The organism is Cryobacterium cheniae, from assembly GCF_004403395.1.
Taxonomy (GTDB): domain Bacteria; phylum Actinomycetota; class Actinomycetes; order Actinomycetales; family Microbacteriaceae; genus Cryobacterium; species Cryobacterium cheniae.
In genome coordinates this window covers 16,003-27,452 of record NZ_SOGN01000036.1, presented here as the reverse complement: position 1 = coordinate 27,452, position 11,450 = coordinate 16,003, and the positions used below count along the sequence as shown (strand labels likewise).

Genomic DNA, 11,450 nt, shown 5'->3' with positions numbered 1-11,450 from the left:
ACCCGGCGGGCCGCGCCGCGGGCCCGGCTGCACGGTGGCCGCGTCCCCGCGCGCGGCACCCTGCCGTCCCGCACCGGGCCGCCGACAGTTTCCGGGCGCTGGTCGATCGTGCCGGTCGCCGACGACTCGCCCACCCGAAGGGCACATGCCCTTGGCGAAACCCTGCTCGAGCGTTACGGCGTGGTCACCCGCGGCGCGGTGACGGGGGAGGGCGTGACCGGCGGCTTCGCCCTCGTCTACCGCACCCTCAGCGGCTTCGAGGAGATGGGGCGGTGCCGCCGCGGCTACTTCATCGAGGGGCTCGGGGCCGCCCAGTTCGCGACGGCCGGCACGATCGACCGGCTGCGGTCCTACGTCGCCGAGGTGCAGCATCCGGAGCCGGAGGCGATCACCCTGGCCGCCACCGACCCGGCCAACCCGTACGGGTCGGTGCTGCCGTGGCCGCCGCTGCCCGACGGCACCGGGCACCGCCCGGGGCGCAAGGCCGGCGCGCTGGTCGTCCTCGTCGACGGGGCCCTGGTGCTCTACGTCGAGCGCGGCGGCAAGACCGTGCTCGCCTTCGACGGATCGTCCGACAGCGACGGCGACGACAGCACCGACCCGGCCGGCCGGCCGGCCACCGGGTCCGCCGCCGAACCGGATGCCGTCCTGGGCATTGCCGCCGCGTCCCTCGCCCGCACGGTCACCGCCGGGCGGGTTCCGAAGATCGGCGTCGAGACCGTCAACGGGGTGTTCGTGATCGGCACCGCGGTGGGCACCGCCCTGTTGGCGGCCGGATTCGACGTCACCCCGCGGGGACTGAAACTGCATGCCTGAGGGCGACACCGTCTACCGCACCGCGCAGAACCTCGACCAGGCGCTGCACGGAGCCCGGCTCACCCGTTGCGACGTGCGGGTGCCGGCGTTCGCCACCGTCGACCTGACCGGGCAGACCGTGCACGAGGTTCTCAGTCGCGGCAAGCACCTGCTGATGCGCGTGGGGGAGGCCAGCATCCACTCGCACCTGAAGATGGAGGGATCGTGGCACCTCTACCGGCACGGGAGCGCGTGGCGCCGCCCCGCGTTCCAGGCGCGGATCGTGCTCGAGACGGCGGAGTGGGTGGCCGTCGGCTTCGAACTGGGGCTGCTCGAGGTGGTGCCGCTCACGCAGGAGGCCGCGCTGCTCGACTACCTCGGGCCTGACCTGCTCGGCCCCGACTGGGATGCGGCCGAAGCGGTGCGCCGCCTCGAATCCCGCCCCGAGCGACCCCTCGCGGTGGCGCTCGCCGACCAGGGCAACCTCGCCGGGCTCGGCAACGTCTATGTGACCGAGCTGTGCTTCCTCCGCGGCCTGCTGCCGACCAGGCCGGTGGCCGAGGTGACGGATGTCCCGGGCCTCGTCGCTCTCGCCCGCCGGCTGATCCTGGCGAACCGTGACCGCACGGAACGGATCACGACCGGCAACGCCCGGCGGGGCATGCGGACCTGGGTCTACGGCAGGTCCGGCCAGCCCTGCCGCCGCTGCGGTAGCCGGATCGAACGCGGCCTCCTCGGCCGCTCCGAGCTCGAGCTGCGGGTGACCGCATGGTGCCCGCGCTGCCAGACCTAGACCTGGCAGCGTCGCACCGCAGAAACCCCCGCCGGATTCGGCGGGGGTTTCGGCGGTGCTAGTTCATGTCCCGTGACGGCACGTCACGCCGGGTGGATCGTTACCGGCACGGCTTGCCGGGAACGGCAGGCTTGCCCGTGACGGCCGGCTTGCCGGTGAGTGCAGGCTTGCCCGTGACCGCCGGCTTGCCGGGTGCCACGCAGGCCTCCGGAATCGTGGCCACCAGCGTCACCCGGTCGAGGCTCACCGAACCGGTGCCGGTGAAACCGAACCCGTACCCCTGCACATCGGTGAGGGTGAGTCCGTCATTCGGCGCCCCGACCGGCTGCTCCGTGGAGCGGGTGAGGTCGGCGAACGGCACCGTGACCCGGCGCCAGCCGGACTGGTTGTCGACGAAGGTCGTCTCGAAGCGCTCGGCGGTGTCGGGAGCCTGGAAGACCCGGATGTAGTCCACGGTCAGGGACTGCGGGAACACCAGGTCCTCACCGGGTGCTCCGCCGAAGTTGCCGCCGACGGCCACGTTGGTGAGCAGCGAGAACGGGTGGTCGTACACCCACTCGTTCGGTGCCACGTCGGCCGGGGTGGCCGAGTGGTACTGGATGCCGTCCACGAACCAGTCGAAGCGCTCCGGGGTCCACTCGACCGAGAACGTGTGCCAGTCCTCAGCGACGGGGGTGCCGAAGTCGTACGTGTCACCGAAGGAGTTGCCTCCCGAGTAGCCCGGTCCGTGGATGGTGCCGAAGATTTCGTTCGGCAGGCGTCCGACGAATTCCATCACGTCGATCTCGCCCGTCTGGGGCCAGCCTTCCTCTCGGAAGTCGTTGCCGAGCGTCCACACGGCGGGCCAGATGCCGGAGCCCTGGGGCACCTGCACGCGGGACTCGATCCGGCCGTACTCGAACTCCTGCTTCTGCTCGCTGATCAGGCGGGCCGAGGTGTGCGTGCACGGTCCGTACCAGCAGGTGAGATCCGTGGTGGCGGGGTCGATCTCACGCGCGGTGATCACGAGGTTGCCGTCACCGTCGAGGGCGGCGTTGTCGGTGCTGTCGGTGTAGTACTGCAGCTCGTCGTTGCCCCAGCCCCAGCCTCCGGTCTCGTAGGTCCAGTTGTCCGGGTTCGCCGGGGCCCCGGCGGGACCCTCGAACTCGTCGCTCCAGGTCTGCACCCAACCCTCGGGGCCCGGGTCGGCGGCGTCGTTGTCGGCCACGGTCACGGTGACCTCGTCGCCGGTTCCCTCGCCGTTGTACCAGAACGAGAGTCCCTTGTCGGCTGACCAGTCCTGGCCTGCCGCGAAGTCGCGCACGAGTTCCGCGTCGCCGTCGTGGGCGACGTCGAGAACGTTCTCGAAGACATCCGCTCCGGTGTAGCCGTTGTCGGCGGTGAGCTCCCGAACGGAGAGATCGATGTCACCCTCGGTGTTGAAGAGCCACGGGTAGGACTCGAAGTCCTCGACCAGCTTGGCATCGATCGGGTCATCATCCTGGATGCTGACCGTCGCGGTGCTGACGAAGCCGAACTCCGCGCCCACCGGGTTGGCGAGGGTCACGAGGAAGGTCTCATCGACCTCGTGCTTCGCGTTCTGCAGCGTCGGGACCGTGATGGTCGCCGCCCGTTGGCCGGCCGGGATCGTGATGGTGCCGCTATTCGCGGTGAAGTCGCGGTCCAGCGTCGCCGGCAGGTCCTCGGTGGCGGTACGGGCGGCGAATTCCTCGGTCCGGAACTCGACGGTCACGTCCACCTCGGCGATGCGGTTCAGTCGCACCGCGGCCGTGGCGTCGGCTCCTTCGATGACCTCGTAGCCGGCGCGGTCGAATCCGACCGTGAGCGGGAGCTCGGCGGCCTGGCCGTAGAGCAGCACGTCGTCGTAGTAGAAGGTCTGCGCGCCGGGCGTGGTCAGGGAGCCGAAGGCGAACCCGTGCATCTCGGTGAGCCCGAGACCGTCATTGGGCGCGTTGTTGTTGATGTTCTTGCGCGCGAAGTCGGCGAAGTCGAATTGCTGGAACTTCCAGCCGGTCCAGTTGTCGGTGTACTCGACGACGAAACGCTCGGCGTCGTCGGTCGTGGAACCCGGGTTGCGGTTGTCCTCGAGGTCGAGGAACAGGCGCGTACCCGATCCGTTGCCGTACATCCAGAAACCGACTCCCTCGTAGGTGCTCCAGTCCTGGGTGGTCCACTCCGTCGCGGTGTCGTTCGTGAAGTTGTTCAGCACCACGCCGTAGGACGTCACGTTGAAGCCCGCGGAGAGCGCGGTGTTCCCGGCCACCGGCGGGTCGGCCGGGACGGGAACGGGCAGGGCATCCGTGGTCTCGAAGCCGACGGTGCTCTGCGGGTCTTGCGCGGCGAACCAGCCGACCGGCACGGTCCCGTCCGAGCCGACCGGGAGCGGGGCCTCGAAGTCCTCGACGAGGAGGGTGCGACCGGCGGGCGGACCGACCGGCGTCGCGTCATTGTCAAGGATGGTCAGGGTGGCGGTGCCCGGGGTGCCGAGCACGGCGCCGACGGGGTTGCTGAGCGTGAGCGTGAGTGACTCGCCCGGTTCCTCCGCGGCGTCGTCGGTCGTGGCAATGGGAATCGTCTGCGTCGTTTCACCGGCCGCGAAGGTGAGGGTTCCGTTCGTCGCCGTGTAGTCCTCGGCCCCGGCGGTACCGTCGCTCGTGGCATAGTCGACCGTGATCGGAGCGGTGGGCGCGACGTTCAGGCGCACCTGGGCCTCGCCGATTCGACCTTCGATGACCTCGTAGGCGCTCGCGGACAGGGTCGCGGTCGCCGTGACGTCCGCAGCCGAGTACAGCGCGATGTCATCGGCCAGCACCGTTTCGGCGCCGCCATTGGCGGGAAGCGCGTAGCCCCACATGGTGGTCAGGTTCATGCCGTCGTCGGGGGCGCCGCCGGGCTGGAAGTCCGTCGCCCGTTTGAAGGAGGCCCAGGGGATCTGGATCTCACGCCAGCCGGCCACGTCATCGGTGATGGTGTGGTCGAAGCGTTCGGAGCTGTCCGAGTTGGCGCCGCCGTCGAAGATCTCGAACTGCAGCGAGGCCCCGTTGCCGGAGCCCTTGAGCCAGAAGCTCACACCCTCGAAGCCGGTCCAGTCGCCGGCCGTGGCGAAGTTGTGGCCGACGCCGCCGTAGGAGCCGGCGGGGGTGATGTCGAAGCCGTAGCTGAGCACCTTGGTCGGATCGGTCTGGCCGGGCCGGGCGTTCGCGCTTCCAGGGGCGACGTCTTCGATGCCGAAGCCGGCGTTGCCGTAGGCGAAGAAACCCGCCGGCGTTCCGCCCTCGAAGTCGGCGAGGACCGAAGCGGATGCCGCGGCGGCCGGTGCCGCTGCTCCGAACGCCAGGGGCAGGATCAGCGCCGGCACGACGACCGCACGCGCGGCCGCTCGTGAGAGCGCTCTCATTTTAATGGACATTTGTTCTCCACCAGATTGGCGACGACCCCCATTGGCCGCCTTCGCCGACTGTCACCAGTCAGGTGGTCGCAATCCTAGCCATGAAATCCGCCGAACCGACATGACAGAGGGGTGCGGATCGCTCCGCACCCCTCTATCTGGTCGGTTCGCTGCGCTAGTTGACCGGGCCGGTGAACTTCTCGCCCGGGCCCTGACCGATCGGGTCGGGAATGGCCGAGGCCTCCCGGAACGCCAGCTGCAGCGACCGCAGACCGTCGCGCAGGCTGCGGGCATGCATGTCGGCGATGTCGGGGGCGGCGGCGGTGATCAGGCCGGCGAGGGCCGTGATCAGCTTGCGGGCCTCGTCCAGGTCGGTCTGGTTCTCCGGGTCGTCGGCCAGGCCCACCTTGACCGCGGCGGCGCTCATCAGGTGAACGGATGCCGTCGTGATGATCTCCACGGCCGGCACGTCGGCGATATCGCGTGTTGCCTGGGCTGCATCCTGCTCGTTGCTGTTGCTCACTGCATTCCTCTGTTAGACTCGACCGGGCTCCGAGATGCAAGTCTCGGTACGAAAGTGGATAATCTCCCACCCGCGCATACCGCTTCATCAAGGTTACCGGGTAGTTGCACTCCGCCTTCGCGGCGCTGGACTCCGACAGGAATCCGGTTCGGGAAGGTAGACAGGGTGCCGTCTGTGATGTCGGGCAGTTTTGCTCGGCGATCCAGACGCGATCTTCCTCTCTTCGTCTCCGGGCGACATCCGTCACCTGGCAGTAGCCACGATGCATGAGAAGAGGAGAGACGCATCAGCGATCCCCGCACAAATGACCGTATCCGCGTCCCCGAAGTTCGTCTCGTTGGTCCCAACGGCGAGCAGGTCGGGGTCGTGGCCATCGATGTTGCGCTGCGCCTGGCACAGGAGGCCGATCTTGACCTCGTCGAGGTCGCACCGACCTCGAAGCCGCCCGTTGCCAAGATCATGGACTACGGCAAGTTCAAGTACGAAGCCGCGCAGAAGGCCAAGGAGGCCCGGCGCAACCAGGCGAACACGATCCTCAAAGAGGTCCGTTTCCGTCTGAAGATTGATAAGCACGACTACGAGACCAAGCGCAAACGCGCCGAAGGCTTCCTGAAGGCCGGCGACAAGGTCAAGGCCATGATTCTGTTCCGTGGCCGTGAACAGTCCCGTCCCGACCAGGGTGTACGTCTGCTCCAAAAATTTGCCGAGGATGTCGCCGAGTTCGGTTCCGTGGAATCGAGCCCGACCATCGACGGTCGAAACATGGTCATGGTCGTTGGCCCGCTGAAGAACAAAGCGGAAGCCAAGGCTGAGATCAACGCACACAAGGCTGCCGATCGGGCAGAAAAGGTTGCCGAAAAGGCTGACAAAGTTGCTGATAAGGCAGCAAAACTGGAGGAAAAAGATGCCTAAGATGAAGACCCACTCCGGGACGAAGAAGCGCTTCAAGGTCACCGGATCCGGCAAGATCATGAAGCAGCAGGCCGGCCTGCGCCACAACCTCGAGGTCAAGAGCACCCAGCGCAAGTCCCGCCTGAACCACGACCAGGTGCTGGCCAAGGCCGACACCAAGGTCATCAAGAAGCTTCTCGGTCGCTAGACCCGTACCCCGTAAGGAACTAAGAAAATGGCAAGAGTAAAGAGGGCCGTCAACGCCCACAAGAGCCGTCGCGTTATTCTCGAGCGCGCCAAGGGCTACCGCGGCCAGCGCTCGCGTCTGGTTACCAAGGCCAAGGAGCAGCTCACTCACTCCTTCACCTATAGCTACCGTGACCGTCGTGCACGCAAGGGTGACTTCCGTCGCCTGTGGATCCAGCGGATCAACGCTGCGTCCCGTGCAAACGGCCTGACCTACAACCGTCTGATCCAGGGCCTCGCCCTGGCCGGCATCCAGGTCGACCGTCGCATGCTGGCCGAACTGGCCGTCAACGAGCCCGCCACGTTCGCGGCCATCGTCGAGAGCGCCAAGGCAGCACTGCCCGCCGACACGTCGGCACCCAAGGTCGCCGCGTAGCTTTCCGCCGGCACCAGCACCACCACGCACTCTTCACGGGAGCGGGCCCAGCGCCCGCTCCCGTTTTGCGTGCCCGGAACCGGTTTCCGGGGCGGCCGCGTGTACCCCGCGCGGGGGCACAACCGTCCTGCCCCGGCAACTAGGCTGGAGGTATGTTAGATAATCCCCGTTCTCCGCGTGTGCGGGCCGTCGCGAAACTGGCGAATCGAGCCGCTCGCTCTGAGACCGGGCTGTTCCTGTTGGAAGGCCCGCAGTCGGTCTCCGAGGCCCTGAACTTCCGGCCCGAGCTCGTCGTTGAACTTTTCGTCACCCCGACCGCCCTCGAGCGGCACCCCGAGATCGCCCAGGCCGCCGAAGAGGTGGGCGCCGACCTCGAATTCGTCACCGAGCAGGTGCTCGACACGATGGCCGACACCGTCACGCCTCAGGGCTTCATCGCGGTGTGCCGCCAGTTCCCCACCTCGGTCAAGGACATCTTTGCGGGCGAGCCCAAGCTCATCGCCATCCTCGAGGAGGTGCGCGACCCCGGAAACGCGGGCACCATCATCCGGGCAGCGGATGCCGCCGGCGCCGACGCCGTGATCCTCACCGGCCGCAGCGTGGACCTGTACAACCCGAAGGTCGTACGTTCCTCGACCGGATCGATCTTCCACCTCCCCGTCGCCGTCAGCGCGACGCTCTCCGACGTGCGTGAACGGGCCCGGTTCGCCGGCCTGCAGATCTTCGCCGCCGACGTCAAAGGCACCGATCTGCTCGCCGCCCGCACCGAGGGACTCCTGGTCGCTCCGACGGCGTGGTTGTTCGGCAACGAGGCCCGCGGCCTCACCGACGAGGACCTCGCCCTGGTCGACCGGTCCATTTCGGTGCCCATCTACGGTCACGCCGAATCGATGAACCTGGCCACGGCCGCCAGCGTGTGCCTGTACGAAAGCGCGTTCGCGCAGCGCAGCTGATCATCACAGCTCGGTAACCGCCGGCTCCGCTGGTTTTGCGAGTCCGTGTTCTAGCCTAGGTTGGGGGACATGGAGCCTACAGAATCAGCACCGGCGACGTCCAACATCACGGTGTTGCGCGGCGAGCCTCTCGTCGTGATCAGCGACGTGGACAAGCACTACGGTGACCTTCACGTGCTGAAGAAGATCAACGCCAAGGTCAACCGCGGCGAGGTCGTCGTGGTGATCGGGCCGAGCGGGTCGGGCAAGTCCACCCTCTGCCGGGCCATCAACCGGCTCGAGACCATCGACGCCGGCGTCATCACGATCGACGGCGTCAAGCTGCCGGCCGAGGGCAAAGAGCTGGCCAAGCTGCGCGCGGACGTCGGAATGGTGTTCCAGGCGTTCAACCTGTTCGCCCACAAGACCGTGCTCGAGAACGTCACCCTGGGGCCGATCAAGGTGCGCGGCCTGTCGAAGGCCGAGGCCGAGAAGAAGGCCATGGTGCTCCTCGAGCGGGTCGGTGTGGCCAACCAGGCCAAGAAGATGCCCGCCCAGCTCTCCGGCGGCCAGCAGCAGCGTGTGGCGATCGCGCGGGCTCTCGCCATGGACCCGAAGGTCATCCTGCTCGACGAGCCCACCAGCGCGCTCGACCCCGAGATGATCAACGAGGTGCTCGAGGTCATGATCAACCTGGCCAACGACGGCATGACCATGATCGTCGTGACGCACGAGATGGGCTTCGCCCGCCGTGCCGCAGACCGGGTCATCTTCATGGCCGAGGGCGAGATCGTCGAAGAGACCACGCCCGAGCAGTTCTTCACCAACCCCCAGAGCACGAGAGCGAAAGACTTCCTCTCCAAAATACTTGCGCACTAACCGGTGTGCAGGACTACACAGCAATCAGGAGATACCCATGAGACTCAAAAAAGGTCTAATGATTTCGGCCATTGCCCTCGCCAGCGCACTCACGCTCAGCGGATGTACCGATTCCGCTGAGACGCCCGAGGCCGCACCGGTCGAGGAAGCGGTCGAGTTCGAAGCCGGCACCACCATGGCCAAGCTGAACGAGGCCGGCAAGATCACCATCGGCACCAAGTTCGACCAGCCGCTCTTCGGCCTCAAGGGCCCGGACGGACAGCCGGTCGGCTTCGACGTGGAGATGGGCAAGCTCATCGCCGCCAAGCTCGGTATCTCCGCCGACAACATCAAGTGGACCGAGACCGTGTCCGCCAACCGCGAGCCCTTCATCCAGAACGGCCAGGTCGACCTCGTCGTCGCCACGTACACGATCAACGACACCCGCAAGGAGGTCGTCGACTTCGCCGGACCGTATTACCTGGCCGGTCAGGACCTGCTCGTGCTCGCCGGCAACCCGGACAAGATCACCGGCCCGGAAGACCTCGCCGGCAAGCCCGTCTGCACCGTCAGCGGCTCGACGTCGGAGAAGAACATCGCCGCGTACACCGACAACGTGATCGCGACCGACACCTACTCCAACTGCCTCGGCCCGCTCCGTAGCGGCGAGGTCGTTGCCGTGACCACCGACAACGTCATCCTGGCCGGTCTCGCCGATCAGAACGCCGGTGAGTTCGAAGTCGTCGACAACCCCTTCACCGAGGAGCCCTACGGCATCGGCCTGAAGAAGGACGACGCGGAGTTCCGTACCTTCGTCAACGATGTGCTCGAAGAGTCCTTCGAAGATGGCGGGTGGGCCAAGGCCTGGGAAGCGACCGCCGGCACGGTGCTCGAGACCCCGAAACCGCCGGCAGTCGACCGGTACTAGTCACCCTCGGCAGGAAACGCTGACCGGGGCGGCCGGGCCGCAAAGCGCGGCCGCCCCGATCAGCTCTTCTCGCCTGCACCCGCTCGTCACCCGCCGCACGACACCCAGACAGTCACTACAGAAGAGGAGGTGAGTTGTGGACGCAGTCATCGAAAACCTGCCCCTGTTCCTGGAGGGCTTCAGAAACACGTTGGGCCTTCTGCTTCTGGCCGGAACGGGTGCACTCGTGCTCGGCATCATCATCGCGGCCATGCGCATCTCGCCCGTCGCATCCCTGCGCGGATTCGCCACGGTCTACACCGAGATCGTGCGGAACACCCCGCTCACCCTGGTGCTCTTCTTCTGCGCCTACATCCTGCCCTACCTCCAGTTCAGTCCTGGCTATTTCGTGCTCGCCACGATCGGCCTCACCGTCTACACCTCGCCGTTCGTCGCCGAGGCGCTGCGCTCGGGCGTCAACGGTGTGCACGTGGGCCAGGCCGAGGCCGCCCGCAGCGTGGGCCTGACCTTCACCCAGACCCTCTCCTTCGTGGTCATGCCGCAGGCGGTGCGGATGGTCATCCCTCCGCTCATCAACGTGTTCATCGCCCTGACGAAGAACACCTCGGTCGCCGGAGCCTTCTTCGTCTTCGAACTCTTCGGTGCCGCCCGCAAGGTCACCAACGATCGCGGAGACGAGGTGCTCGCGATCCTGCTCGCCGTCGCGGCCTTCTACCTCCTGGTCACCATCACGCTCGGCCTGATCGCCGGGCGGGTCGAGAAGAAGGTGGCGGTACTCCGATGACTTCCGTTCTGTATGACGCTCCCGGCCCGAAGGCTATTTTCCGTTCCCGTCTCTTCTCCGTGGTGGCCGGCCTCCTCATCGCCGCCGGCCTGGTCTGGCTGATCCTCGCCCTGGGCGCACCCAAGACCAGCGCCAACGGCGCCGTTCAGCCCGGTCTCTGGGACGTCTCCCGGTGGGATGTCTTCGCCGACCGCGAGGTCTGGCGCACCCTCGGCCGTGGCGCCCTGAACACCCTGCGGATGGCCGGCGTCGCCGCCGCCTTCGCCCTGGTGCTCGGCGTGCTCTTCTCCTTCGGACGCGTCTCCGACACCAAATGGATTCGGATCCCGACCACCGTCCTGCTCGAATTCGTGCGCGGCATGCCCGTTCTGCTGATGATGCTCTTCATCCTGCTCGTCTTCTCCACCGGCTCCTTCTGGGCCGGCGTCGCCGCCCTCTCCGTGTACAACGGCGCGATCATCGGCGAGGCGCTGCGGGCCGGGATCAAAAGCCTGCCTCGCGGCCAGCGCGAGGCCGGACTGGCCATCGGGCTCACCCCCGTGGCGACCCGGTTCCGGATCGAGTTCCCGCAGGCGTTCCGGCAGATGCTGCCGATCATCGTCGCTCAACTCGTGGTGCTCCTGAAGGACACGTCCCTGGCCTTCGTGGTCGGCTACGAGGAACTTCTCCGCAGCGGGCTGTACAACCTGACGAACTTCTTCGGCAGCCGGTACTCCTTCTCCTTCTTCCTCGTCGTGCTCGCGATCTACCTGACGATGAACCTGCTGCTCTCCTGGCTGGCCCGCGTCATCGCCCGTCGCACCGGCTCCAAGTCCGGCGGCGTGACGACGGAGACAAAGGCTCCGCCCGAGAAGCCCCTCGACCCCGAGCTGGTCTACCCGGCGGCGCTGGGCAACCAGATGGGCACGCCGTAGGCGCAGCAGCACTAAACTTGTG

At 67.1% G+C, this 11,450-nt stretch carries 12 protein-coding genes; 10 read left to right on the top strand and 2 right to left on the bottom strand.

What is annotated here, in order from left to right; translation table 11 throughout:
• Both E3T23_RS15230 and E3T23_RS08265 read left to right on the top strand, forming a co-directional pair.
• On the top strand, positions 1-816 hold an 816-nt coding region (locus E3T23_RS15230; protein WP_420898312.1), incomplete at its 5' end, for an Lhr family helicase.
• Positions 809-1,588 (top strand): DNA-formamidopyrimidine glycosylase family protein, encoded by a 780-nt coding sequence (locus E3T23_RS08265; RefSeq protein WP_134369910.1) that lies wholly within the window; start codon positions 809-811, stop codon positions 1,586-1,588. The genes E3T23_RS15230 and E3T23_RS08265, both read left to right, overlap by 8 nt.
• A gap of 100 nt (positions 1,589-1,688) precedes the next feature.
• Here the strand turns inward: E3T23_RS08265 and E3T23_RS08260 are convergent, their stop codons facing one another.
• Positions 1,689-4,985, bottom strand: coding sequence for a carbohydrate binding domain-containing protein (locus E3T23_RS08260; protein ID WP_166806251.1), 3,297 nt, complete (start codon positions 4,983-4,985; stop codon positions 1,689-1,691).
• A gap of 166 nt (positions 4,986-5,151) precedes the next feature.
• Positions 5,152-5,499 (bottom strand): DUF1844 domain-containing protein, encoded by a 348-nt coding sequence (locus E3T23_RS08255; protein WP_134369908.1) that lies wholly within the window; start codon positions 5,497-5,499, stop codon positions 5,152-5,154.
• Between the two features lie 285 nt (positions 5,500-5,784).
• On the opposite strand from E3T23_RS08255, the gene infC reads away from it, so the two are divergent.
• From infC to E3T23_RS08215, 8 genes are all read left to right on the top strand, one after another.
• Positions 5,785-6,411, top strand: coding sequence for a translation initiation factor IF-3 (infC, locus tag E3T23_RS08250; RefSeq protein WP_134369907.1), 627 nt, complete (start codon positions 5,785-5,787; stop codon positions 6,409-6,411).
• Positions 6,404-6,598 (top strand): 50S ribosomal protein L35, encoded by a 195-nt coding sequence (gene rpmI, locus E3T23_RS08245; RefSeq protein WP_104101228.1) that lies wholly within the window; start codon positions 6,404-6,406, stop codon positions 6,596-6,598. The genes infC and rpmI overlap by 8 nt, the downstream gene beginning before the upstream one ends.
• 27 nt (positions 6,599-6,625) lie before the next feature.
• Positions 6,626-7,012, top strand: coding sequence for a 50S ribosomal protein L20 (gene rplT, locus E3T23_RS08240; RefSeq protein ID WP_134369906.1), 387 nt, complete (start codon positions 6,626-6,628; stop codon positions 7,010-7,012).
• Between the two features lie 152 nt (positions 7,013-7,164).
• The gene (locus E3T23_RS08235; protein WP_134369905.1) at positions 7,165-7,965 is read left to right on the top strand and encodes a TrmH family RNA methyltransferase; all 801 of its coding nucleotides are present in this window, start codon (positions 7,165-7,167) and stop codon (positions 7,963-7,965) included.
• Positions 7,966-8,034: 69 nt separating this feature from the next.
• Positions 8,035-8,823, top strand: a complete 789-nt coding sequence (locus E3T23_RS08230) for an amino acid ABC transporter ATP-binding protein (protein WP_134369904.1) — start codon at positions 8,035-8,037, stop codon at positions 8,821-8,823.
• A 58-nt stretch (positions 8,824-8,881) separates the two neighbouring features.
• Positions 8,882-9,730 (top strand): glutamate ABC transporter substrate-binding protein, encoded by an 849-nt coding sequence (locus E3T23_RS08225; RefSeq protein ID WP_420898311.1) that lies wholly within the window; start codon positions 8,882-8,884, stop codon positions 9,728-9,730.
• Between the two features lie 136 nt (positions 9,731-9,866).
• Positions 9,867-10,514, top strand: coding sequence for an amino acid ABC transporter permease (locus tag E3T23_RS08220; RefSeq protein WP_134369902.1), 648 nt, complete (start codon positions 9,867-9,869; stop codon positions 10,512-10,514).
• The gene (locus E3T23_RS08215; protein WP_134369901.1) at positions 10,511-11,428 is read left to right on the top strand and encodes an amino acid ABC transporter permease; all 918 of its coding nucleotides are present in this window, start codon (positions 10,511-10,513) and stop codon (positions 11,426-11,428) included. The genes E3T23_RS08220 and E3T23_RS08215 overlap by 4 nt, the downstream gene beginning before the upstream one ends.
• Positions 11,429-11,450: the final 22 nt, after the last annotated feature.

Bases quoted from the DNA above. Each gene is read 5' to 3' on its own strand.
- E3T23_RS08265 (WP_134369910.1), top strand. From the start codon at position 809: ATGCCTGAGGGCGACACCGTCTACCGCACCGCGCAGAACCTCGACCAG.
- E3T23_RS08260 (WP_166806251.1), bottom strand. From the start codon at position 4,985: ATGAGAGCGCTCTCACGAGCGGCCGCGCGTGCGGTCGTCGTGCCGGCG.
- rpmI (WP_104101228.1), top strand. From the start codon at position 6,404: ATGCCTAAGATGAAGACCCACTCCGGGACGAAGAAGCGCTTCAAGGTC.
- rplT (WP_134369906.1), top strand. From the start codon at position 6,626: ATGGCAAGAGTAAAGAGGGCCGTCAACGCCCACAAGAGCCGTCGCGTT.
- E3T23_RS08235 (WP_134369905.1), top strand. From the start codon at position 7,165: ATGTTAGATAATCCCCGTTCTCCGCGTGTGCGGGCCGTCGCGAAACTG.
- E3T23_RS08230 (WP_134369904.1), top strand. From the start codon at position 8,035: ATGGAGCCTACAGAATCAGCACCGGCGACGTCCAACATCACGGTGTTG.
- E3T23_RS08225 (WP_420898311.1), top strand. From the start codon at position 8,882: ATGATTTCGGCCATTGCCCTCGCCAGCGCACTCACGCTCAGCGGATGT.
- E3T23_RS08215 (WP_134369901.1), top strand. From the start codon at position 10,511: ATGACTTCCGTTCTGTATGACGCTCCCGGCCCGAAGGCTATTTTCCGT.